The 518-nt window shown below is 71.2% G+C and carries 1 protein-coding gene; it reads left to right on the top strand.

Going from position 1 to position 518, the window contains the following annotated elements:
* Positions 1-223 precede the first annotated feature (223 nt).
* Positions 224-518: NAD-dependent epimerase/dehydratase family protein (locus tag AC0L3K_RS40735; protein ID WP_473368223.1), on the top strand; the 295-nt coding region annotated here is incomplete at its 3' end.

The following is a 518-nucleotide window of genomic DNA, read 5'->3' as shown; positions in this document are numbered from 1 at the left end:
CCGCGCCCGCCCCCCCCCCCGCCGCCCCCACCCCCCCCCCCCCACCCCCCGCCCCCGCCCCCCCCCCCCCCCCCCCCCGCCCGGCCGCCGCCCGCGCCCCCGCCCCCCCCCCCCCCCCCCCGTCATCATTTGACGCATGCGCGCAAGTCCTACTTGCGCATACTTGAACGGCTCCGCACCTCGATTACGTCCGGGAGGATTGCAACGAATTGAGGAGCACAGGATGCGCATCTTTGTTGCGGGCGCGACCGGCGCGGTCGGTCGGTATCTTGTTCCGGCGCTGGTCGCCGCGGGTCATTCGGTGATCGGCACGACACGGAATGCGGCAAAAACAGATTTGGTGCGTCGATTGGGTGCAGAGCCGGTCGTCGCCGACGGCCTCGATGCCGGCAGCATGCACGCTGCGGTGATTGCGGCAAAGCCCGACGCCGTCATTCACCAGATGACGGATCTCGCGGCCGCCACGGACCTCCGGCATTTCGATCGGGCCTTCGCGCGAACCAACGAGCTCCGCACCC

The organism is Bradyrhizobium sp. MI1.10 (assembly GCF_055811035.1).
Note: the sequence above shows the minus strand (reverse complement) of the source record. Positions and strands in the feature narration are given on the sequence as shown.